Origin of the sequence: Butyrivibrio sp. AE3003 (genome assembly GCF_000686065.1) — a bacterium.
Lineage (GTDB): Bacteria > Bacillota > Clostridia > Lachnospirales > Lachnospiraceae > Butyrivibrio > Butyrivibrio hungatei_A.
In genome coordinates this window covers 1,964,342-1,987,695 of sequence record NZ_JMLX01000001.1, presented here as the reverse complement: position 1 = coordinate 1,987,695, position 23,354 = coordinate 1,964,342, and the positions used below count along the sequence as shown (strand labels likewise).

Genomic DNA, 23,354 nt, shown 5'->3' with positions numbered 1-23,354 from the left:
ATAATGGAATTAGATCTTTCAGGAAGCAATATAAAAATATCCGATGACATACACACATGGGAGGAAGTAAACCTCCTTTATAATGCTGCGCTCAAACAGATACAGACCAAAATTGAAATCCTTAACGAGGAATTTCAGGAGGTTCACAGATATAATCCTATTGAGCACGTCAAGGCCAGAGTTAAAGGCCCTGAAAGTATCGTAAAAAAGCTTAAGAGAAACGGATACGAGTCCACAATCGAGAACATGGTGCGCTATGTTAATGATATTGCCGGAATTCGTATAATATGCTCTTTTACATCAGATATATACAGAATAGCCGAGATGATCAGCAGCCAGAAGGATATCCAGGTGCTGACTATCAAAGACTATATCATGAATCCCAAGGATAGCGGATACAGGAGCTATCATATGATTGTTTCGCTTCCTGTTTATCTTTCGGACAGAATAGTAAATGTCAAAGTTGAGATTCAGATAAGAACTGTTGCAATGGATTTTTGGGCTTCACTGGAGCACAAGATTCAATATAAATTTGAGGGGAAGGCACCGGTACATATCAATACCGAGCTCTATGAATGCGCCAAGATGGTAGCAGATCTGGATGCGAGAATGTTGTCTCTTAATGATGAAATACAGGCGATTGAGAATACTGCCAATAATTGATGGCAGTAACAGGCATTTTTGGGGATAAATGCCTTAAAAAGCCGTATTAATGAGGAGTGGCCAGACACATCGCTGCGCCCGGCCTATTATGAAAAAATCTATCTAAATTTTAAATTAAGTTCGTCGTTTTTTTGCTCTGAAAATACTATACAAGTTAAATATGAATAAAATATGAACGACCCATGAACAAATAGTAAAAGTACACAATAATAAACTTTTTGATATTACAATCTTGTCTAATTTGCATAATGGATGATAAGCTATATTGTATGCAGATTAGGGGAGTAATGCATATATGAGGAGGGAAAGTTATGGAAAACTTTATGGACAAACTTGCTGAAAAGTTTAGCCCACAGGACATAATAAAAGCCAATTCCCAAGCGGAGATGGCTGAAGCCCAGAGAATCAAGAAGGAAGCCGAGCATTACAGAAGAGAAATCGAAGAATTGCGCAAGCATGCTGCAGAGTACAGCCAGCAACTTGAACAGCTTGAGGAATTGATGGAAGCTTCAAGGGACTATACTGAAGAGTTTGAAAAAGTTATCAATAGGATACATGAGAGTGATTCAAAGACTCATGATGTCGGTGTACAGATATACAGAAATGTTCAGGCGATTGTTGATAAAAACCGTGAGAAGATCGAGGAAGAGATGGCAGAGATCAATAAGAAGATGGAAACGGTACTTGATATTGTTGAATATAAGAACAATGCGGTTGGCCCGTTGTTGATAATTATAGTGCTTATGGTTTTTGCAGATCTTTTATTTAATGTTCTAAAGATATTCGAAGTACTTTAACCAGCTTATAGAAAGACTTTAATGCGATGAATTTAAGAGATACGGTATTTAAAAAGAAGATTAAAATATGGTTTTTGGAATCGGCTGTGGTAATTATCTTTTTGTGGATATTGTTCATGCCAAACATGACCAATTACGAAAAGAATGAGAATAACTACTTTACGATAAAGATAAATGGCAATGTTGTGGGTAACGTGGGTTCTCGAAATGAAGCTTACGAAGCTTACAGATATGCCAGAAGAGCAATAGCCAAGGGTAATGAGGGACTGACTCTTACAATGGCTGATCTTTCTATCGAAGGTGAGAACAGGATGTGGGGTGTCGTAGAATCCCCTGAGAGAATAGCTGCCAAGATGGCAAGTGTTCTCAATCAGAGTAAGTTTGATACGGTTCAGAAGACATATTCATTAAAAATAAATAAGTTTTCCTTAAATCTGGCAAGTATTGATGAAGTACAGAATCTTTTGGAACGAGTTATTTCAATGTACGATGAAAAGGATATGTTTGATGTAAGCCTCGAACTTGATCCTACCAGAGAAGTAAACGTACTTATGCCAAAGGTTCAGAGTAAGGAAGAAATTCAGGAAGAAGAAGGAACGCTTAAGCCTCTTCTTTCAAATATCGGTGTTAATAAGACTATAAGAGATGCAGCGGATGCTGCGGACTTAAAGGGCAATTATAAAGAGTTTGATGAGTTCAGATACGGACTGGTTAGCATTGATTTCAAAGATAAGATTGAAATTGTTGAAAGTTATCTTCCTGCCAACAAATTGGCAAATCCGGATACGGCTTTTACTGATCTTACAGGAGATAAAAATAAAGAAGAAACATATGAAGTTCAGACAGGTGATAGCTTATACAGTATAGCTGTTCATCATAATCTGACTGTCGATCAGCTTGTTGAGATGAACCGTGATAAGCTTCAGGATGCAGCTTCTACCATAAGAGATCACGATAACTTAACGGTTGTGATTCCAAGACATGAGCTTTCTGTGAAATATGACATGAGAGAGTTCCGTAAACATGAGAGCTATCAAGCTCCCACACAAAAAATTGATAATAAAAAATGGTTTACAACTGAGTCTGAGGTTATTCAGGAAGCGGTTCCGGGAGTACGTGATGCGGTTCTTCTTACTACTTATGTTGATAATCGAATGGAAGGCGTTCCGAAGGTCGAAAAGGTTGATAAAATAAAAGAGGCTGTTCCTATGGTTATAGAACAAGGAACAATCGAGCCGCCTTCATATATCAAACCTATATCCGGAGGAAGATTGTCCTCGGGATTCGGTCCGAGAAAAAGACCTACCAAGGGTGCCAGCAAAGTCCATAAAGGTGTGGACTGGGCAACGCCGGTAGGAACTACTGTTGTAGCATCTTCAGCCGGAACCGTAACAAGAGCCGGTTGGGGTAGTGGATACGGTTACTGCGTATACATTAAGCATAATGACGGAAGAGAGACGAGATACGGACATCTTTCTAAGATCACGTGTCAGGTAGGACAGAAAGTAAATCAGGGAGATAAGATCGCATTATCAGGAAATACCGGTGTTTCATCGGGACCTCACGTACATTTTGAAATTCGTGTCAATGATAATCCGGTTAACCCATTGGAATATATTAATTAAAATGATATAATCATTAATAAAATATTAGCAAAATGTATGTAAAACCTGCTCATTTTGTAGAAAAAACACGGTACCATGGGGGCTCTGCTTGTTTTGACACAGTGTTGGTATTGTGCTATTAATATTAGATGCCGAGTGTAATTAGGTTGGTGCTACATGTGTGGTGAGATTGCCCGGCAGGGAAAGGTTATATATGGAAAAGTATATTATAAAAGGCGGAAATCCGCTTGTAGGTGAGGTGGAGATTGGAGGAGCCAAAAACGCTGCGCTTGCGATTTTGGCAGCTTCAACTATGACGGATGAAGTTGTTCATATAGAGAATATGCCTGATGAGTCGGATACCAATGTGATGTTGCAGGCTATTGAGAGCATTGGAGCAATTGTTAAGAGAACCGGAAGACATTCAGTTAAGATATGTGCTTCGCAGATTCATGACTATGTTATAGAGAACGATTACATCAAAAAAATAAGAGCATCATATTACCTTTTGGGAGCCCTTTTAGGTAAATACAATCAGGCAGGAGTTGCACTTCCCGGAGGTTGTAATATCGGTCTCAGACCTATAGACCAGCATATAAAAGGATTTAACGCTCTCGGAGCATCAGTAAATATTGAACATGGGATTATCGCTGCACATGCTGATAAACTTGTGGGAAATCATATTTATCTCGATGTTGTCAGCGTAGGCGCTACCATTAACATCATGATGGCGGCTGTTATGGCAGAGGGACAGACTGTTGTCGAAAATGCAGCCAAGGAACCTCATGTAGTTGATTTTGCAAACTTCCTTAACAGTATGGGTGCCAATATAAAAGGTGCCGGTACAGATGTTATCAGAATTCAGGGCGTTGAGAAGCTTCATGGCACTGAGTATGCTATTATTCCCGATCAGATTGAAGCGGGAACATTCATGCTTGCCGCTGCCGCAACAAGAGGCGACATTACTATAAAGAATGTAATTCCCAAACATCTTGAGTCAATAAGTGCCAAGCTTATTGAGATGGGATGCCAGGTTCATGAATCAGATGATGCGGTAAGAGTAGTTGCAACAAAGAGACTTCAGAATACACATGTTAAGACTCTTCCTTATCCGGGATTTCCTACGGATATGCAACCTCAGATGACAGTTGCACTTGGACTTGCAAGTGGAATCAGTGTTGTTACGGAGAGCATTTTTGAGAACAGATTCAAGTATGTAGACGAACTCACAAGAATGGGCGCCAGCATTAAAGTTGAAGGCAGCTCAGCAATAGTTGAGGGAGTCAGCAAATATACGGGAGCAACAGTTTCGGCTCCTGACTTAAGAGCAGGTGCGGCGCTTGTAATAGCGGCACTTACTGCAGACGGTATCTCTACGATAGAAGATATTAAGTATATCGAGCGAGGATATGAAGATTTCGACCAGAAACTTCGCGAACTCGGAGCTCACATCGAGAAAGTCGAGAACGACAGAGATATGCAGAAATTTAGGCTTAGAAATGCATAAAGAAAACAATTCTTTTTGAAAATAATTAAGACGGTCAATCGTGTGATCAATGTCATTAAGTTAACATTGGGATAATGCTTTGGATGAGAGAAACGGGAATGAAGATGATAACCTTCATTCCCGTTTCTTCCTTTTTAGGCATAACAAACAGGCGGATCTAAAATCCACCTACTAATCATGTTTTATTTTGATTATTTATGCTACTCTATATAAGAAACTATGAAATACTTTTCCTGTCAGTATTCGTTTACGATGCCTATTAGGTCTAACTGGAATTATATTTCTAGCTATTATAGTTTCTAAATTAGGTGATGTCGTTTTTTCACGCAAGAATAGTCTGCAGACATGAGCAGCAACGGTAAAGTTCGCTTTGTATGTATATTTTCTTTGCTTTTTTTCAATGACTACGTGCGAGGTAATCATTTCCGCAAAGTTATACATTATCAGATGTGCGTATATTTCTTGCTGAATACACATCACCTTTTTTGAATGAAAATCTAGCATTCCAATAGTATATTTTAAATCTCTAAATGAAGTTTCTATCCCCCATCTGGCTGCATATAACTTTTTTAAATTTGTTGGCGTATATTCCTTAGCGTCCAAGTTAGTAATTACGGTTTCATATGTGTCTTCAGTAATCTTGAATCGTACGATTCTAAATTTAAGCTCATAAAAGGCTACTGAATCCTTTTTCCTTAGCTTTGTTGGGAGATAATCAAACGGATGTGAATGTGCAATCAATTTGTAGTGATTCTTGTCCTTCAAAAATAATTCCTTCATTTCCTTTGTTTGTTTACGCGTAAGTTTTAAATCAATATTTACATCAAATTCTTCTTCATCAGGTAGGTCTAATCCATTCTTAATTCCTCGTGTACCATCCTTAATCCTTATGAGATAATACCAACCTTTTTCTTGGATATGTGCCATACTGTGATAAGATTCGTATCCTCTATCAGCAATTACTAATGCTTTGGGAATAGGCGATCTATCTACCATCTCTTGCAATGCAGAGTGCTCATTTGCATCATGCTTTCCTTGAAGTACTACATCAGTATATAAATGATTTTCTAGATTATAGAGTGCATTTAAATGCAACAAATTGTAGGGCTTTTGTCCATTAACACTGGGATAATAAGATTTTTTATCTTCAGAATTAGTTGGAATTTGAATATCAGAACCATCAACTGCAAGAATAGTTAAATCAGAATGCGAATGATTTTGTAGTTTATTTGTAAACCCTTTAAAGATGTCTCTAAAAAATTCGGGCTTAATCTTTTGTCTTTGCTGAACAAAAGCCGAGGCAGATGGCAATGAACTGACATCATGGAAGATATCAATCATCTCATTGGTTATACTCTTGCTTTCCATCTCGATGATAGCTCTGACTATTTTTTCGAATGGAAGCTTACGATTCCTAGTGAAATCTACTTTGGGATTAACAACATAATCCAACATGTTTTGAGTAGTGGTAGTGATTTCAGATAATAAAAGCTTTTTAATGTGTTTTGGTTTCATATGTGACCTCCTTGCAATCAAGTTTTCCTTAATTACAAGGGCCGCTTTCGCTACCTTTAAAACATCAGTAGCGAAAGCGGCCACACATTTACGATAATCTGTCAATACCTTTTAAGAAAAAAAGACCCCTATGTCATTTCTGACATAGAGATCTTTTGGGCTGTCATCTTAACTTAATGACATTGATCGTGTGATTGACCGTCTTTTTAAACATATCGGATTAAACGTTGTCAGATGATTTCCTTGATATAAACGTCCGGACACTTGGTCAGGTCGATATAATCATTACCGACTTTAACTGTGGGGCGTGAGAGATGCATCTTGTTTATGAAGATGATCTCACCTATCTCACCCGTGCTGAGACGAACAGTGTTAAGAAGGTATGTATTAACTATGTTCTGTAAGAACGCAATTATCATCTCGGGATCGTATTTCTGGTATCCTTCCTCTTCGAACATCGATATAGCGATGAAAGGACACAGAGGTCCGCGGTAGTAGCGGGCACTTGTCATCGCATCATATACGTCCGCAATGGCGACAAGCTTACCGAATTTATCAATCTGAGGTCCGCGGATCTTAAGCGGATATCCCGAGCCGTCACATCTTTCGTGATGCATAAGCGTTGCATTCTTGATATGCTGACTGATGTTAAGATTCTTTATTATCTCATATCCACGCTGAGGATGAGTCTGCATAAGCGTATATTCGTCTTCTGTGAGCTTATCGGGCTTTCTGATGATCTCATCCGGAATAAGGAGCTTTCCTATATCATGGAAAAGACCTGACTGAGTGGCAATCTCAACTTCGGATTCATCCCATTTAAGCCACTGGGCAAGGATGTTTGATATAAGAGCAACGTTGATGCTGTGCGTAAATGTGGCATCATCGTAGGATCTCAGATTATGAAGCATATCGAAGATATTGGCTGACGATCTTCCTTTTTCAAGAAGACCATAAATGGGAGCCATCATATCATCGAATACAAGATCTCTGTTGTTTTCGATGATGTCCTTTATGGTGTGCTCGAATTTCTCGGCGCATTCCTCGAAACTGTGCTTAAATTCTTTAAACTCAGGTGATTGTTTGATACGCTCAGAATAAGTGAGTCCTTCATCGTTGGTTATGTCGACAAACTCATTTTCGAGTTCGACGAGTTCATCTTCGATAAGAACATCGATGATTGAATAGAAAGCTAACCTGGCAATGTCTTTGTCCTCCAGGACTGTACCTTTGTCAAGAAGCTTCAAACTTGAATTATAAGTGTGTACATCATTTGCAAGCACCATACCGGGTACGAGCTTGCGTGTAAGAATTCTTTTCATTATCCCCTCATTAAAAACAAAATACATCAAAATAATGATAATTTATTATAGTTACGCAATTGTTTTTTTGTCAAACATTCTTGACAAGAAAGAGCATTGAGAATACCATAATTTTGAATTTTTTACAATTTTTTTATACAAAATACGCTATTTTTATAGGTTAGTTGGGAAGGAACAGTACGAATGAACGAGAAACAGAGTATTTTTGAAACTATTGCGCAGAGCTGGCAGTATTTTGCTGCGCTTGTAATATTGGTTGCGTTTGCATTTGTTATTACACTTGCGGTTGAAAAGGTTGCGGTAAGAAAAGAGGGTAAACAGGATCAGAAACTTTTGAGTGTCCGCAAGATGGCTATTATCGGAGTCTTTTCCGCTGTTTCTTTTGTACTCATGCTTCTGGAGTTTCCGCTTCCGTTCGCACCTTCTTTTTATAAGTTTGATTTTAGTGATATGCCCGCACTTGTAGGAGGCTTTGCAGCAGGTCCTTTTGCAGGTGTAATGGTTGAGTTCATCAAGATATTATTAAAGCTTGTTATCAAGGGAACAAGCTCGGGATTTGTCGGTGAGATAGCAAATTTCGTTGTCGGTACTTCTTTTGTACTTCCCGCAACGATCATCTACAGACTTCATAAGTCAAGAAAGGTTGCGCTTATAAGCTGCATTGTCGGAACAGCCTTCATTACACTGGTAGGTTCACTTCTTAACGCATTTTTCCTTCTCCCTGCATATGCAGTTATCTACGGCTGCGATATAAGTTCATTCGTGGAGATGGGAGCAGCTATAAATCCCGCGATCACGAACATAACAACTTTCTGCTTGCTTGCGGTAGCACCGTTCAACCTCGTGAAGGGCATTGTGGACAGTGTGATAACATTTGCGCTATATAAGCACATAAGCCCGATACTTAAGGGAAACAGCAACAGAACAAAATAAAACATCAAACAAAGAGGAGCGTTCGTAACGGAATGCTCCTTTTTATTTGATAGAGACAGCTTCTTTTGGCATAATAGAAAGAAGCAGTTGGGGGACGCTGATTTTATAAGAGTTACAAACTTTAAGGCGAGGAGAACGGGCATGATCAGGATAGCAGTTTGTGATGATTCGAAATTTATGCGTAGTGAAATAGGGAATAAGATACTCGATTATTCTGTGAAAAAAGATTTTGAGTATTCTCTGGATACCTATGATGTGGGGGAAAAGCTTGTGGAGTCAGGCGTAAAGTACGACCTGATATTTATGGACTATGAATTTGAAGATAACGGAGCGAACGGACTTGATATCGCAAGGAAGATCCGCGAGTCCGATAAGAATTCGACCATTGTGTTTGTAAGCAGTTATCCGTCTATTGTTTTTGATACTTTTGAAGTAGGTACATTCAGGTTTTTGACAAAGCCTGTCGATGATAAAAAATTCTGTGAAGTTCTTGATGCCTTCATGCAGACGCTTAAAGAGGACAATGTTCTCAAGATACGTCTGGACGGCGAAAATCATTTCTTTAAAGAGAGCATAATCTCATATGTTGAAGGTATGGGTAAAAACTGTATCTTGCATTTCTGCGACGGCCGCGATGAGATGGAGTGCCATGAGACTCTTGGTGCCATCGAAGGACGTCTTTCCTCAAAAAAGTTCTACAGATGTTATAAATCATTTCTGATCAATCTCGCTCAGGTTGATTCCTATAATCACAGCGAAGTGACCATGAGCACAGGGGATAAGCTACTTATCAGCAGACTTAAGTATAAAGAGTTCAATGATATTTATGCGGATTACCTTGTGAGAGTGGGAGTGTGATCGGATGGACGGTATAGGGCAGGCGATATGGATCATATTGGCAATATATATGGTGGGAGGAATCGCTATATTTGCCAATTTTTGGATTGTCTTTGAGAATTTCTATTCTTATCCCAAACTGGAGTGGGAAAAGAAAAATTGGATATGGATTATCTTTTATGTTGTAAGTACGCTTTCGTATAGATTTGCAGCTAATTCAGGGGTACATATAATTTATGTCGTGATAGGAGGAATATACTTCGTTCGAATTGTGCCTTTTTTGTGGTGCAGATATGGATGGAAGCCAAGCCTCATGGTAATTGTACTGTTTTATGAAAGTGTTGTGGATTTCATTGCGCAAAATATTCGGTTTCTTTTTTTAGATAAGATGAATTTATTAGGCTATGCTGGAATAGAAACTGATATTTCTGAATTGATTACAGAAGTTCTTATATGCAGTTTTTTGATGATTATGTTGTTGCTTAAAAGAGTTAATATCCTTAGAGTATACTTTACAACTCTTACCGTTCCGGAATATGTAGTTTTATTTTTGACATGTGCGGCTAATTGTACATTGCAATACGCAATCTATATGGGGGCAAATATTCCATTAATGAAAAAACTAAGCGTTGTATCATTCGGATTGCTTATGGTGGTTGTTCTATATGTCATAATGGTCCGAGAACAAAACACATCCATGAATGATATGATAGGTAACCTGAGTGGGCCTATGAAGCAGATTACAGATTCATATATTGAGATGAACGAGAAAAGTACTGAGCTCAGGAGATTCAGGCATGATACAAAGAATCTCTTATTGGCATTAAAATCTCTTGCCATGGAGGGGAAGATTGAGCAGGTGGTAGATTACATTGATGAGATGCAGGATGTGGTGGATACAAGCAGAGTGAAAGCATTCGACACAGGTAATTTTATCGCGGATGCACTTCTTGAATCCAAGGCAAAGACTGCGGCACAAAATGAAATTACTATGACGGTTGAAGGCAACATTCCCGCAAACAGAATTGAAGATGTAAATCTTGTAATACTGATTTCCAATCTAGTAGACAATGCCATAGAAGCTGCAAAGCAGGTTGAAGGCGAGAAAAAGATTGAGATACAGTCGATACTCAAGAAAAACATTTGGATTCTTTCTGTAAAGAATTCATGCGTGCAGGATGTGATAATACGAGAAAACAGAATTGAAACTACAAAAGAAGAGAAAGAGTCGCATGGGTTTGGAATCTCAAACATTGAGCGTGTGGCTAAGAAGTACGGCGGTAATTTGAAACTTAGCTGTGAGAACCAAGTATTTACAGCCAGAGCGACGCTTATGCTTATGGCATAAAAATATCGTGCTGACTTATTTTTTGACTTACGGGAGGGGAATATGCTAAATGAACTGATTGGGGCTGTGATACAAGTGGTTATATTTGCACTTATACCGGTGATTATTTGGTTTATAACGGCGCGGAAAAAAGAAACATTTTTTTATTGGATTGGTTTCAGGAGACCTGCACAGGGCAAATGGCTAAAGACAGTTTTTATTACTGTTGTTTTGGCAGCCATATATATTATGCTTACTAATTTGAGTGTGAGGATATTGCCTGATGGAGTTACAACAGCCGGGGCTCAGTTTGCAGGGATGGGGGCTTCAGCTCTTCCTGCGGTTTTTATTTATGCGTTTGTTCGAACGGCGTTATCGGAAGAGATTCTTTTTAGAGGATTTATTTTGAAATGTGTTGAGCGAAAGTTTGGCTTTGCTATGGGAAATACGGTGCAGGCATTTTTGTTTGGTCTTATGCACGGAGTTCCGTTTGGGCTGGCAACAGGGAGCGTATGGGCTTTTTTATTACTTACAATGTTACCCGGGCTTTTTGGAGCGTATATGGGATGGATGAATGAGAAGAAGTTTGGCGGTTCGATTATTCCAAGTTGGATATTACACGGATGCATGAATTTTATGACTGCGATTATGTCTTTGATGTAAAAAAAGATGTCTTTTACATAAATAGGGAGATGGAGATTTGGCTCAGAATATATGGATTATGCTGGCAATATATACAGTGCGGGGAGTGGTTGTATTTGCCAATTTTAGGATTGCTTTTAAGCATTTTTTTTATTTTCAAAGTAATGAGCGAAAGAAAAAGGACTGGATATGGCTTGGATTATATCTCGCTATTAATTACTTATATAGACCAATATTAAATTATGGACCAAGATCATTTCGTTTGATTTTTCTTTTATTGTATTTATTTCGTATTGTGCCGTTTTTATGGTCTAGGTATGGATGTAAATTGTCATATTTGGTTATCTCGTTATTTTATGGAGGCATTATTGATTCTATATCTGTAAATATAGATTATATATTTTGGGGCTATGCCAGAAGTAATATATATGCTGCATTAAATGCCGATGTTTCAATAATGATAACAGAGGTATTAGTGCTTATCTTTTTGTCGGTATTGCTATTGCTTAAGAAAGTGGGCTTTATAAAAGTCCATTTTACGGAGCTTGCGATTACAGAGTATATTTTACTTTTCCTATTGGAGATGTCTTTGGGAATACTTCAAGCTAATACATTTAGATCAGAGGCGTACACAGATTCAATGAAAGGATTAAGTGTTTTTATATTTATAGTTTTTATATCGCTTATCATACATATCATAATGGTTCGCGAACAAAACACATCCATGAATGACATGATAGGTAATCTGAAAGAACCTATGAAGCAGATCACAGATTCTTATATCGAGATGAATGAGAAGAATACTGAGCTTAGAAGATTTAGGCATGATACGAAGAATCTTCTGCTGGCGTTACGATTCCTGGTTGCGGAAAAAGAAAATGATCAGGCAATTGAATATATCGACAAGATGCAGGAGGAAATAGAAGCAAACAAGGGTAAAGCATTCGATACCGGTAATTTTATCGCGGATGCACTTCTTGAATCCAAGGCAAAGACCGCTGCACAAAATGATATTACTATGACGGTTGAAGGCAACATCCCCGCGAACAGGATTGAGGATGTGAATCTTGTAATTCTGATTTCTAACCTTGTCGATAATGCCATAGAAGCAGCAATGCAGGTCGAAGGTGAGAAAAAGATTGAGATACAGTCGATACTTAAGAAGAATATCTGGATTCTTTCTGTAAAGAATTCGTGCGTTAAAGACGTGGTTATCAGAGAAAATAGGATTGAAACTACCAAAGAAGAGAAGGAATCTCATGGATTTGGAATCTCAAACATTGAGCGTGTTGCTAAGAAATACGGCGGTAATCTGAAGCTTAGTTGTGAAAACCGTGTGTTTACAGCCAGAGCGACGCTCATGCTTATGGCGTGATGGGGGTGTGCCAATAAAAATGCAAAATACAGGGAGATGGGGGATTTGATTCAAAATATCTTGATTATTCTGGGAATAAGCGTTTTGCGTGGGATTACTGTCTTTGCATGCTTTTGGATTATTTTTGAGCGCTTTTTTTCGTATCGTAGCAGAAAATGGGATATAGGTAGTTGGTTTGGGATTATTTTCTATATAGCAATTTCGCTGTTATATAGGTTTGCTTTAAACTCAGAGATACTTCTGATTAGCAGGATAATGCTGATTATACACTTAATTAGGATTATTCCCTTTTTGTGGGCAAAATATGGATTTGATCTGAAATTTCTGGTAATGGTGCTGTTTTATGAAAATATGATAGACTGCTTGGCACTGAATGTTGAGTATTTATTCGTGGTCAAGAGTAACATTGAGGGCTATAAAGGGATAGAGAGTGATTTCGCTATAGCTTTAACAGAAGTAGTTGTCTTGCTGTTCTTGTTACTATTAGTGGCACTCAAAAAAGCAAATATCCTAAAGGTGTATTTTACTGAGCTTACTATACCGGAATATATTATTTTGTTCTTAAATTGTTTTTTTGGAGGAATATTACAAAGCGCTATCCTTAAAGAAAAGATGGTGGTTAGCGGAATGAGAACATTGTCATATATTACCTATGCATTACTTATGATTCTTATTATGCATGTCATAATGGTCCGAGAACAAAACACATCCATGAATGATATGATAGGTAACCTGAGTGGGCCTATGAAGCAGATTACAGATTCATATATTGAGATGAACGAGAAAAGTACTGAGCTTAGAAGATTCAGGCATGATACAAAGAATCTCTTATTGGCATTAAGATCTCTTGCCATGGAGGGGAAGACTGAGCAGGTAGTCAATTACATCGATGAGATGCAGGATGTGGTGGATGCAAGCAGAGTAAAAGCATTCGATACCGGTAATTTTATCGCGGATGCACTTCTTGAATCCAAGGCAAAGACCGCTGCACAAAATGATATTATTATGACTGTTGAAGGCAACATCCCCGCGAACAGGATTGAGGATGTGAATCTTGTAATTCTGATTTCTAACCTTGTCGACAATGCCATAGAAGCAGCGAAGCAGGTTGAGGGTGAGAAAAAGATTGAGATTCAGTCGATACTTAAGAAGAATATCTGGATTTTATCGGTAAAGAATTCATGCGTACAGGATGTGGTTATCAGAGAAAACAGAATTGAGACCACAAAAGAAGAGAAGGAATCGCACGGTTTTGGAATCTCAAACATTGAACGAGTGGCTAAGAAATACGGCGGAAATTTGAAACTTAGCTGTGAGAATCGTGTGTTTACAGCCAGAGCGACGCTTATGCTTATGGCATAAAAATATCGTGCTGACTTATTTTTTGACTTATGGGAGGGGAATATGCTAAATGAACTGATTGGGGCTGTGATACAAGTGGTTATATTTGCACTTATACCGGTGATTATTTGGTTTATAACGGCGCGGAAAAAAGAAACATTTTTTTATTGGATTGGTTTCAGGAGACCTGCACAGGGCAAATGGCTAAAGACAGTTTTTATTACTGTTGTTTTGGCAGCCATATATATTATGCTTACTAATTTGAGTGTGAGGATATTGCCTGATGGAGTTACAACAGCCGGGGCTCAGTTTGCAGGGATGGGGGCTTCAGCTCTTCCTGCGGTTTTTATTTATGCGTTTGTTCGAACGGCGTTATCGGAAGAGATTCTTTTTAGAGGATTTATTTTGAAATGTGTTGAGCGAAAGTTTGGCTTTGCTATGGGAAATACGGTGCAGGCATTTTTGTTTGGTCTTATGCACGGAGTTCCGTTTGGGCTGGCAACAGGGAGCGTATGGGCTTTTTTATTACTTACAATGTTACCCGGGCTTTTTGGAGCGTATATGGGATGGATGAATGAGAAGAAGTTTGGCGGTTCGATTATTCCAAGTTGGATATTACACGGATGCATGAATTTTATGACTGCTATCATGTCTTTGATGTAAAAAAGATGTCTTTTGCATAAATGGGGGGATGGGGATTTGATTCAAAATATATGCATTATGCTGGCAATATATACAGTGCGGGGAGTGGTTGGACTCGCAAATTATTGGCTGGCGTTTGAAAAATTCTTTGTTTTTCCAAGTTTAAAACAGAAGAAAGCTAAATGGATCGGAATTGGAGTTTATTTTGTAATTAATTATCTATACGAACCTATGATACATTATGGGCCATTGTCACTGTATTATGTTGTTTTGGTGCTGTACCTTGTGCGCATAGTGCCTTTTTTATGGGCGGGATATGGGTTTGACTGGACATACATGGCACTTGCGTTGTTCTATGGGAATTGGATAGATTGCATTTCTCAAAATATACAAATTGTGTTCATGGAAAATATTAGTGGTGGCTTTTATTATGCTTTTGAAGCAGATATTTTTGTGATGCTGACAGAAATATTGGTGTTATGCGTTCTCATAGTGTTGGTGTTGTTAAAACGAGCAAATATCTTAAGAGTTTATTTTACAAAACTGACTACTTATGAATATATTCTTCTGTTTATGGTGAATATGTCATTTTCACTTATGGAAGTGAGGATTTTTGAGTTATATAAGGTTACCGCTTCGGTTAGAGTGCTAAGTGCTATTACTTTTATACTGCTTATATCGCTTATCATACATATCATAATGGTTCGCGAACAAAACACATCCATGAATGACATGATAGGTAATCTGAAAGAACCTATGAAGCAGATTACAGATTCTTATATCGAGATGAATGAGAAGAATACTGAGCTTAGAAGATTTAGGCATGATACGAAGAATCTTCTGCTGGCGTTACGATTCCTGGTTGCGGAAAAAGAAAATGATCAGGCAATTGAATATATCGACAAGATGCAGGAGAAAATAGAAGCAAACAAGGGTAAAGCATTCGATACCGGCAATTTTATCGCGGATGCACTTCTTGAATCCAAGGCTAAGACCGCTGCACAAAATGATATTACTATGACGGTTGAAGGCAACATCCCCGCGAACAGGATTGAGGATGTGAATCTTGTAATTCTGATTTCTAACCTTGTCGATAATGCCATAGAAGCAGCAATGCAGGTCGAAGGTGAGAAAAAGATTGAGATACAGTCGATACTTAAGAAGAATATCTGGATTTTATCGGTAAAGAATTCATGCGTACAGGATGTGGTTATCAGAGAAAACAGAATTGAGACCACAAAAGAAGAGAAGGAATCGCACGGTTTTGGAATCTTAAACATTGAACGTGTGGCTAAGAAATACGGCGGCAATCTGAAACTTAGTTGCGAAAACCGTGTGTTTACAGCCAGAGCGACGCTGATGCTTATGGCGTGACATTGATTGGATTTAGGAACCTAATATTTGGGAAAATACCAATCAGATTGGTATTTCTGTTAACGATCTATAAAAGGAATCAAATGTACAAAAGTGCACTTGGTTCCCTTTTTTGTATAGTTGGTTCCCAAAAGCAAATTCTAAGCACATTTGCTGATAAGATGAGACAGGATAAAGAATGGGAAAAGGGGGATGCTTATGAGCAATGTGTTACATATCGCGGGCCTTAATAAAAGCTACAACGGCAGAAAAGTTGTTGATAATATCTCGCTTGATGTGGAAAAGGGAGATATTGTCGGATTGATCGGACCAAATGGCGCCGGTAAGTCAACAACTATGAAGATGATAATGAATCTCATCAGCAAGGATTCCGGCGAGATAGTGATTGGTGAAGGAACAAACTTTGTTGAGAAGATCGGCTTTGCAACTGAATCATCGGCGTTTTATGAGTATCTGTCGGGGTACGACAATCTGATGCTTATTGCAAAGTTATATGACAATGTATCTGAAGAAAAGGTCAGAGAAATAGTTGATTTTGTGGGATTGTCGGAACATATCGGCAAAAAAGTAAAATCGTATTCGACAGGTATGCGCCAGAGACTGGGGCTTGGAAGGGCGCTCCTTAACGATCCTGAGCTTCTTATCCTTGATGAACCTACAAACGGACTGGATCCGTATGGAATGAAAGATATTTATGAAATGCTTGAGAAGCTTGCAAGGGTGGATAACGTAGCAATCCTTATCTCGTCGCATCTTTTGCATGATATAGAAAAAATATGCAATAAGGTGGTCATGATCGATGCGGGAAAGATTCTTTTCAGCGGTGATATCAGTGAACTGGGAGAAGGCCTTGAGGACAGTTACTACAGCATGTATAGGAGGCAGGCGTGATGAAGAATGTAAAGAATGAACTGTATAAGCTCTGGAAAGGCAGAAGGCTTGGAATATTTCTTTTGATTCTGTTTGTTACATGTATAGCCATGGGTGTGCTTGTCAGCTCGATTCAGATGAAGGGACTTCTTGAAAAAGACGTGATTGATTCAATGACAGGCGGCAATTTTCCCACACAGGTTCTTGGCATGATAGCAGATATAGTGTTGCCGGTATTTGCCACTCTTTTTGTGACTTTTCTTGTTACCGATGAGGCAGACAGTGGCAGTTTGAAGCTTCCGCTTTTATGTGGGCAGTCTCGTGAAAAGCTGATAGCTGCTAAGGCGGTAGTGGTTCTTATCGGTGCGATGGCTCTTATGGCTGTTACGTATATTACGTCAAATATCGTAGCTGTTGCGTTCTGGGGAAGTGATACGGTGGTTGAGGCTTTTTTCCAAAATGCGGTTATATATGCGGAAACTTATTTTGCGCTTGCAGGCTGGTCAATGGTTGTGTTGTTTGTTTCACTGTTTGTGAAAAACAGCGGCTCGATGGTAGGCATAGCGGTAATTGTACTGGTAATAGGATGTATTTTGAGTTCTGCAAGTCCGCAGATAGCGAAATATGAAGTGATGTACTACCTTAAGGCATTTGTAAGCATGACAGCGATTGACCGCACACTTGCGATGTCGGTATGCGGCGGTACCATAGTAGCTTTTTTTGCCATGACAACGTTTAAGTTCAAGGCTTTGCAGATTCAGAAATAAAAGAGGGAACAATAAATTTTTTTATAAAAAAGACTAACTATTAAAAGTCAACAAGAAAATGAAGATTTTTGAATAAAACATCGTTAAGTGTTTTAGATAGCCTGGAGGCAGGATTAAGCCTCAATCAGTACCTTGAAAACTGCATGACAAACAGAGCATCTGAACAGGTGCTCTAAGAAAAGGATGTAAGTTAAAGACTCTTTATTTTCGGTAGGCTTCGCCTGTAAGTTCCATCCGATAGATGGTGCGTATCAGCTTTTTCGCCGCATGACCGATAGCAACATTGTAGTGCTTGCCTTCACTTATCTTTTTAGAGAGGTAAGCGCCGAAACTCTCATCCCAGTGGCAGACATATTTTGTGGCATTGAACAAAGCATACCGTAGGTAACGAGAGCCCCGTTTTTCCATGTGGGAAAAGCAAGAATCAAGTTGTCCTGATTGGTATGTAGATGGCGATAACCCTGCAAATGCAAGTATCTGATCGGCATTGCTGAAGCGGTTGAAATCGCCAATCTCTGCAAGAATCATGGCTCCCATACGGTAGCTAATACCAGGGATTGTCATAATCGGAGAGTCGCAAGTATCCATAATGGATTTGATTGAAGCTTCGATTTCATCAATCTCATCCGTCATCACCTCGATCAGATGGATGGTGTGCTTCAACTCCATTGATTTTGCCGGCATAACAGAACCGATTGAATCCTTTGCAGCATCTCTTATGGTGACAGCCATATTTCGTCCGTAGCGTCCCTTAGAAGCTGTTTCAAGGACATTTCTTAGATGTGTAAGGTGACTTTCAGCAATGTAAGAAGCACCGGGAAACTCAGAAAGTAAGGCGTACACAGAAGCCATATGAAGATTAGGAACGAGCTTTTCCAGTTCCGGAAACAGGATATTAATAAGCCGAGCCACAGACGATTTAAGCTTGGCTCGCTCTTGAACCTTGTCAAAACGGTAGCGGGTTAATGACTTGAGTTCTTCGCTGTGATATGATGTGTCTGAGTAGGGCTTGAGAGTCTTATCAGTCATTAACATCATAGCAATCGAACCGGCATCGACTTTATCCGTTTTCGTCTTTCTAAGGCTTAAACCTTTTCTGTAAAGATTTGTGTGTAGCGGGTTGATAACACAGGTGGGTAGACCTTTATCAATGAGCGATCCGAGAAGATTGAGTGAGTAGTGACCGGTAGCTTCAAGACCTACTTTTATTTCGGTCCTATCATCAGTCACTGAGAAAATCTTTTCATACAACTCATCAAAGCCTGTCTTGTTATTCGGGATAGTAAACACCGGATAGAGATTATCGGCTTCTGATCCCAGGATGCAGCAATCATGCTTATCCTTTGCAACATCGATACCAACGTAGATCATACATGTGATCCTCCTTAAAAGTATTTGACGCTGTATTGGATCCACAGGGCTCTCTGCCGATGTAACCTCGTTCTACATAAACCGTCATGCGGTATCTAACTGATTAACATTGTGACAAAGAGGCTGTGGTTGGAGCCTTTTTGAAACCGTCTATGCGGTAGGAGGAACGAACCAATCCACAGCATCTTCAACAGCATATCCTATACCTATAGAGAAGGTAAAGAATGGATATGACTATATAATACGAGGAGGATTTAAAAATGTCAGAACAGAAAAGAATTTTAATCGTAATCGTGAGTGCGGCTGTAGCGATGATGGTAACTATACTTTGGAGGGCTGTATACTCTATAAAGCATAAGGGGGATGAAAAGGCTCTTGATGCTATGACAAAAGCGCAGGCGGGTTCATCATGGACTTTGTGGTTTTGGTTTATATGCTGGGAAGGATTTGCGCCGTATATATTTGGAAAAGATGCAATTTTTTCGATAGGCGGAGTAGGACATGTTATAATGTTTCTTGTTGGAACACAATGCTTATCTGAGCTATTTTATGCTTACTATTATACTAAGATGGTAAAGACAAAAAAGACAGATAATGAACAGGCTAACACTGAACAGGCATGATTGGTTATAAAAGGCTTTTTAACTGTTAACAGATATAGTGTCAAACAGCATTATTGTTGAGAACAGGAGGAAAGTATGAATAACACCGAGCTTTACACAGAGTTTAGGGAAGAGTGCATGGATAGGGTTACCGTAGATCGTGAGGAATTCTGCAAAAGGATCAAGAATCTGAAAAAGGGTGCGATCATTGAGCCTGATAAAGGGACGTACCAGCTATATTCCAAGTTGGTTAGTGTCTCAGATCGGGAGCAGGAACAGGATGCACCGTATGTTCTTGAGATCGATCCGGCTGCGAGAGTCCGCTTTGAGGGGAGTTTTAGCGAATATGAGGATCTGCTCAAAGAGATCAATAAGAACAGAATAGGACATTATGATGTAAAGGTATACAGCAAGTTACAAGACGGTAATGCGGACAGCGATTTCTTTATCATGGACGTTTATTACCAGATGCAATAAAGTAATCTTTATCGCAAAAAATTACAGAAAGAAAAGCAGTGCCGAGCACTGATAACGGATAACCGTAAAAAGACAATTCGCTTTTTGCGGTTATCTTTTTGTGATATAGTTAAAGAGGCAAAGTTTGAAATATGCGAGGTTTGTATGGATATAGTTACCAGACACGAGACGAATAGTGCCGAGGAGACGTTTGAGATTGGCAAAAGGATTGGCGAGAGCGCGACGCCGGGAATGGTGTATACTCTTGTGGGCGACCTTGGCGTCGGAAAGACCGTTCTTACGCAGGGAGTTGCCGCGGGACTTGGGATTACGGGACCTGTGAGCAGCCCGACTTTTACTATCCTGCAGGTTTACGACGAGGGAAGGATTCCTTTTTACCACTTCGATGTTTATCGTATCGGTGATGTCAGCGAGATGGATGAGATCGGGTATGAGGATTATTTCTACGGAGACGGCATCTGCTTTATCGAGTGGGCGAACCTCATAGAGGAGATACTTCCCGAGCATTATACGGAGATAGTCATAGAAAAGAACCTTGAAAAAGGCTTTGATTATCGACTTATTACAATGACAAAAAAATAAATGATATAAAAAGTGAGTTATATGAAAATACTTTCTATCGATACATCGGGACTTGTGGGAGCCGTTGCGGTTTCTGACGGAGATATGCTTGTTTCCCAGTTCTCGGTGCAATATAAAACTACACATTCTGAGATCTTGATGCCTATGCTTGATGACATATGCAAAAAGATAAATCTCGATCTGTCTACGATCGATGCCATAGCGGTGGCTGAGGGACCCGGCTCTTTTACGGGACTTCGTATCGGAAGCGCGACGGCAAAAGGACTTGCGCTTGCTCTTAATAAGCCGATAATACCGGTACCCACTGTTGACGGGATTGCTTATAATCTCTACGGAGTTGAAAAGATAATTTGTCCTATGATGGATGCCAGAAGAAATCAGGTGTACACGGGACTTTATACGTTTGTGCCAAAGACCTACGAGGGAAAAAGTCTTGAGAGGTCTTTTGACATGCAGGTTATCCACGGGCAGTTTGCGACATCTGTTGAGGATATAGCGAACAGGATAAACGAGATTGGGAAGCCGGTTGTGCTTTTGGGCGACGGTGTTCCGGTCTATCATGACAAGCTGGAGGAGCTTTTGAAGGTTCCGTATTCGATAGCGCCTTTTTTCCAGAACAGGCAGAATGCGGCGGCTGTTGCGGCACTTGCGGGAGTTTATGCGGCTGAGGGAAGGATTGTCAATGCCGATGATTTTGCTCCCGATTATCTTAGGCTCTCCCAGGCTGAGCGCGAAGCTCTTGAGCAGGATAAAAGCGGGGGTGAGTCTAAAGGTAAGCTTGCCGAAAAGAAGGCTGCGAGCAGGAATAATCCCGGGATTATCAGGATCAGGGAGATGAGCGCTGAGGATATCGAGGATGCTTATAATCTTGAGAAGACGAATCTGGGAAAAGAGGCTTGGACGCAGAAACAGCTTCTTGATGCACTTACAAGAGACGACACGATCTATCTTGTTGCCGAGAAGGCGGGAAGAGTTGTCGGTCTGTGCGGCGTGCAGAATATCTCGGGCGAAGGTGAGATTACGAATGTGTCTGTTTCGGGCGATTGTAGGAGAGAGGGCGTTGCTTACAAGATGCTTAAGCAGCTCCTTGAGAGAGGCCACGGAATAGGGATAAGTGACTACACTCTTGAAGTTCGTGCGGGAAATGCGCCTGCGATAGGGCTTTATGAGAGACTTGGCTTTGTGAGCGAGGGCGTAAGACCCGGATTTTACGATGAGCCCAAGGATGATGCGGTTATTTACTGGAAAAGGAAACAGGTTTTATGATAGATGTTTGTTTGCTGGGAACAGGCGGAATGATGCCGCTTCCCAACCGTTTGCTCACTTCTTTGTACGTGAGATATAACGGAAAATGTATACTTATAGATTCGGGTGAGGCGACTCAGATCGCACTTAAGAAAAAGGGACTTAGTTCCAAACCGATAGATATTATCTGCTTTACTCATTATCATGCGGATCACATAAGTGGTCTTCCGGGACTTCTTCTTACGATGGGAAATGCTGAGAGGACAGAGCCGCTACTTATGGTTGGACCTAAGGGGCTTGAGAGGGTTGTGAATGCGCTCAGAGTGATAGCGCCTGAGCTTCCGTTTGAGATTAAGTTTAAAGAGATAACGGAAGGTGAGATGTCTTTTGAACCCGAAGGAATGCCCGGATTTACTCTTTCTGCGTTTAAGGTTAATCACAATATTCCCTGCTACGGATATACCATGAATCTCAGAAGACAGGGAAAGTTTAATGTTGATGCGGCTGTGGCTGCAGGAATTGACAGGCGTTACTGGAACGGTCTTCAGAAGGGCGAGACGATAGAGCTCGAAGACGGAACGGTCTATACGCCGGATATGGTGCTTGGTGATGCGAGAAAAGGTATTAAGCTTACTTACGTCACGGATACAAGGCCTACGGACAGCATCGTTAATAACGCTAAGGATTCAGATCTTTTTATATGCGAGGGTATGTACGGAGAGCCCGATAAGCTTGTAAAGGCGAAAGAGCACAAACACATGACGTTCTATGAGGCTGCGAGACTTGCCAAGAATGCGGAGGTAAAAGAAATGTGGCTTACACATTACAGTCCGTCACTTGTTAATCCGCAGGAGTTCATAGGAGAGACGAGAAAAATATTTGCAAATACAGTTGCGGCGAAGGACGGCAGAAGTCTGACGCTTAGGTTCGAAGAATAATCTGCAGACTGAATCTTTTTTTCAAAACGGAGGGGACATGGAAAACAACAGTGTAAAGTCAGCAATTCTGAAATCAATCGTATTATTGGCGCTCGGAGCGGTCGTCGTAGTGGGATTGTATTTTATGTTCGTGGGAAGCAAAAAGAGTCCTGAGGAAGAACAGTACAATCTGACAGCGGTTGATGAGATCACTACTACCAATCTTGAAAAGAACTATCCGGCGAATCCGAGGATGGTGGTTGAGCTGTATGCAAAGACCATGCAGGTTCTTTATAAGGAGGAATACACTGAAGGGCAGCAGGACAAGATGCTTTATGTTCTTAAGGGAATCATGGATGATGAGCTTCTTGGGCAGCAGGTGAATTTTTCCAAGTCTATGAAAAATGAGATAGCGGAGAGGAAAGAAGGGGATTATTCGATTTCAAATTATCTGGTGCAGAATACGGAGCCTGATGTTGTTACCGTATCCGGAAAGAAGATGTGCAATGTGCAGTGTCTTTTTTCACTTAGAAAAGGAACGTCTACGGTTGCCACTTACTACCAGTTTATTCTTCGCCAGGATGATGAGAAGAGATGGAAGATCCTTGGCTGGGATGTACAAACAAAGCAATAACTTGGAGGAT

23 protein-coding genes are annotated in these 23,354 nt (G+C 40.0%); 20 read left to right on the top strand and 3 right to left on the bottom strand.

What is annotated here, in order from left to right; translation table 11 throughout:
* The first annotated feature begins 3 nt into the window (after window positions 1-3).
* The 4 genes from CD00_RS17915 (at window position 4) to CD00_RS0109590 (ending at window position 4,571) form a co-directional block, all read left to right on the top strand.
* On the top strand, window positions 4-663 hold the full coding sequence (locus CD00_RS17915) for a GTP pyrophosphokinase (RefSeq protein WP_027208551.1): 660 nt from the start codon (window positions 4-6) through the stop codon (window positions 661-663).
* Between the two features lie 311 nt (window positions 664-974).
* A complete protein-coding gene (locus tag CD00_RS0109600) occupies window positions 975-1,460 on the top strand; it encodes a hypothetical protein (protein ID WP_026655765.1) in 486 nt (161 codons plus the stop codon).
* Between the two features lie 26 nt (window positions 1,461-1,486).
* Entirely contained in the window at window positions 1,487-3,085 is a 1,599-nt protein-coding gene (locus tag CD00_RS0109595) for a LysM peptidoglycan-binding domain-containing M23 family metallopeptidase (RefSeq protein ID WP_026655764.1), read from the top strand.
* 193 nt (window positions 3,086-3,278) lie between these two features.
* Complete coding sequence (locus CD00_RS0109590; RefSeq protein ID WP_026655763.1) at window positions 3,279-4,571, top strand: UDP-N-acetylglucosamine 1-carboxyvinyltransferase; 1,293 nt, start codon at window positions 3,279-3,281, stop codon at window positions 4,569-4,571.
* Window positions 4,572-4,766: 195 nt separating this feature from the next.
* Here CD00_RS0109590 and CD00_RS0109585 read toward each other — a convergent pair whose 3' ends face one another.
* Both CD00_RS0109585 and CD00_RS0109580 read right to left on the bottom strand, forming a co-directional pair.
* A complete protein-coding gene (locus tag CD00_RS0109585) occupies window positions 4,767-6,086 on the bottom strand; it encodes an IS4 family transposase (RefSeq protein WP_026655762.1) in 1,320 nt (439 codons plus the stop codon).
* Window positions 6,087-6,316: 230 nt separating this feature from the next.
* Entirely contained in the window at window positions 6,317-7,408 is a 1,092-nt protein-coding gene (locus tag CD00_RS0109580; protein ID WP_026655760.1) for an HD-GYP domain-containing protein, read from the bottom strand.
* A gap of 183 nt (window positions 7,409-7,591) precedes the next feature.
* Between CD00_RS0109580 and CD00_RS0109575 the strand changes: the two genes are divergently transcribed.
* From CD00_RS0109575 to CD00_RS0109530, 10 genes are all read left to right on the top strand, one after another.
* On the top strand, window positions 7,592-8,341 hold the full coding sequence (locus CD00_RS0109575) for an ECF transporter S component (protein ID WP_051199018.1): 750 nt from the start codon (window positions 7,592-7,594) through the stop codon (window positions 8,339-8,341).
* Between the two features lie 141 nt (window positions 8,342-8,482).
* Window positions 8,483-9,199 (top strand): LytR/AlgR family response regulator transcription factor, encoded by a 717-nt coding sequence (locus CD00_RS0109570; RefSeq protein ID WP_026655758.1) that lies wholly within the window; start codon window positions 8,483-8,485, stop codon window positions 9,197-9,199.
* 4 nt (window positions 9,200-9,203) lie between these two features.
* On the top strand, window positions 9,204-10,526 hold the full coding sequence (locus tag CD00_RS0109565; RefSeq protein WP_026655757.1) for a sensor histidine kinase: 1,323 nt from the start codon (window positions 9,204-9,206) through the stop codon (window positions 10,524-10,526).
* A gap of 42 nt (window positions 10,527-10,568) precedes the next feature.
* Window positions 10,569-11,168, top strand: a complete 600-nt coding sequence (locus tag CD00_RS0109560; protein ID WP_027208555.1) for a CPBP family intramembrane glutamic endopeptidase — start codon at window positions 10,569-10,571, stop codon at window positions 11,166-11,168.
* A gap of 316 nt (window positions 11,169-11,484) precedes the next feature.
* Window positions 11,485-12,522, top strand: coding sequence for a sensor histidine kinase (locus CD00_RS0109555; RefSeq protein ID WP_185750428.1), 1,038 nt, complete (start codon window positions 11,485-11,487; stop codon window positions 12,520-12,522).
* Window positions 12,523-12,813: 291 nt separating this feature from the next.
* Entirely contained in the window at window positions 12,814-13,884 is a 1,071-nt protein-coding gene (locus tag CD00_RS0109550; RefSeq protein WP_185750427.1) for a sensor histidine kinase, read from the top strand.
* Between the two features lie 42 nt (window positions 13,885-13,926).
* Window positions 13,927-14,526, top strand: coding sequence for a CPBP family intramembrane glutamic endopeptidase (locus CD00_RS0109545; protein ID WP_027208555.1), 600 nt, complete (start codon window positions 13,927-13,929; stop codon window positions 14,524-14,526).
* Between the two features lie 381 nt (window positions 14,527-14,907).
* Window positions 14,908-15,879 carry a sensor histidine kinase gene (locus CD00_RS0109540; protein ID WP_207640476.1) on the top strand — a complete coding sequence of 324 codons (972 nt, stop codon included), beginning with the start codon at window positions 14,908-14,910 and terminating at the stop codon, window positions 15,877-15,879.
* A 198-nt stretch (window positions 15,880-16,077) separates the two neighbouring features.
* Window positions 16,078-16,770, top strand: a complete 693-nt coding sequence (locus CD00_RS0109535; protein ID WP_026655749.1) for an ABC transporter ATP-binding protein — start codon at window positions 16,078-16,080, stop codon at window positions 16,768-16,770.
* Window positions 16,770-17,516, top strand: coding sequence for an ABC transporter permease (locus CD00_RS0109530; protein WP_026655748.1), 747 nt, complete (start codon window positions 16,770-16,772; stop codon window positions 17,514-17,516). The genes CD00_RS0109535 and CD00_RS0109530 overlap by 1 nt, the downstream gene beginning before the upstream one ends.
* A gap of 201 nt (window positions 17,517-17,717) precedes the next feature.
* Here the strand turns inward: CD00_RS0109530 and CD00_RS0109525 are convergent, their stop codons facing one another.
* Window positions 17,718-18,887, bottom strand: a complete 1,170-nt coding sequence (locus tag CD00_RS0109525; protein ID WP_026655297.1) for an IS110 family transposase — start codon at window positions 18,885-18,887, stop codon at window positions 17,718-17,720.
* A 260-nt stretch (window positions 18,888-19,147) separates the two neighbouring features.
* Here CD00_RS0109525 and CD00_RS0109520 point away from each other — a divergent pair, with 260 nt between their 5' ends.
* From CD00_RS0109520 to CD00_RS0109495, 6 genes are all read left to right on the top strand, one after another.
* Window positions 19,148-19,510, top strand: coding sequence for a hypothetical protein (locus CD00_RS0109520; protein WP_026655747.1), 363 nt, complete (start codon window positions 19,148-19,150; stop codon window positions 19,508-19,510).
* Window positions 19,511-19,585: 75 nt separating this feature from the next.
* Entirely contained in the window at window positions 19,586-19,966 is a 381-nt protein-coding gene (locus CD00_RS0109515; RefSeq protein WP_026655746.1) for a DUF5975 family protein, read from the top strand.
* Between the two features lie 144 nt (window positions 19,967-20,110).
* Entirely contained in the window at window positions 20,111-20,548 is a 438-nt protein-coding gene (gene tsaE / locus CD00_RS0109510) for a tRNA (adenosine(37)-N6)-threonylcarbamoyltransferase complex ATPase subunit type 1 TsaE (RefSeq protein WP_026655744.1), read from the top strand.
* 21 nt (window positions 20,549-20,569) lie between these two features.
* The gene (gene tsaB / locus CD00_RS19845) at window positions 20,570-21,814 is read left to right on the top strand and encodes a tRNA (adenosine(37)-N6)-threonylcarbamoyltransferase complex dimerization subunit type 1 TsaB (RefSeq protein ID WP_026655743.1); all 1,245 of its coding nucleotides are present in this window, start codon (window positions 20,570-20,572) and stop codon (window positions 21,812-21,814) included.
* Window positions 21,811-22,731, top strand: a complete 921-nt coding sequence (locus CD00_RS0109500) for a ribonuclease Z (protein WP_026655742.1) — start codon at window positions 21,811-21,813, stop codon at window positions 22,729-22,731. Before tsaB ends, CD00_RS0109500 begins: the two co-directional genes overlap by 4 nt.
* A 37-nt stretch (window positions 22,732-22,768) precedes the next feature.
* On the top strand, window positions 22,769-23,344 hold the full coding sequence (locus CD00_RS0109495; protein ID WP_026655741.1) for a DUF6715 family protein: 576 nt from the start codon (window positions 22,769-22,771) through the stop codon (window positions 23,342-23,344).
* The last annotated feature ends 10 nt before the right edge of the window (window positions 23,345-23,354 follow it).